Annotated in this window: 1 protein-coding gene; it reads left to right on the plus strand. The window is 49.7% G+C overall.

The features are described from left to right. The coding region (locus R7044_RS25115; protein ID WP_263857040.1) for a glutamate synthase-related protein at positions 1-755 on the plus strand (755 nt) is incomplete at both ends.

Raw genomic sequence — 755 nt, forward strand, 5'->3', positions numbered from 1 at the left:
CTCGCATCCAAGGTTTGACTCTGGATGACATCGCGAAAGAAGTGCTGATCCGTCACCGCATCGGTTACCCACAACGCGAAATCCCAATTCAAATGCTGGATGTGGGCGGTGTTTACCAGTGGAAACAACGTGGTGAGAAACACCTATTCAACCCAGAAACTATCTCTCTACTCCAGCAATCAACTCGCAACAAAGATTACGAGCAGTTCAAGCAGTATGCGAGTGCCGTCGATAAACAAGGTGACAACGCGGTAACGCTACGTAGCCAACTGGAATTCATCAAGAACCCTGCGGGCTCTATCTCTGTCGATGAAGTAGAACCAATCGAAAGCATCGTAAAACGCTTTGCAACAGGCGCAATGTCGTTTGGTTCGATCTCTTATGAAGCGCACTCAACACTGGCTGTTGCGATGAACCGCTTAGGCGCGAAGTCCAACTCAGGTGAAGGTGGTGAAGACCCAATGCGCTTTGAGCGCAAAGAAAATGGTGATTGGGAACGCTCTGCAATCAAACAGGTGGCTTCTGGTCGTTTCGGTGTGACGTCTTACTACCTGACTAACGCTGAAGAACTTCAAATCAAGATGGCTCAAGGTGCGAAACCGGGTGAAGGTGGTCAGCTACCTGGTGATAAAGTGGATGACTGGATCGGTGCCACTCGTCACTCGACTCCAGGCGTCGGTCTGATCTCACCACCGCCACACCACGATATCTACTCAATCGAAGATTTGGCTCAGCTGATCTACGATTTGAAAAAC

The organism is Vibrio sp. 1402, assembly GCF_033340275.1.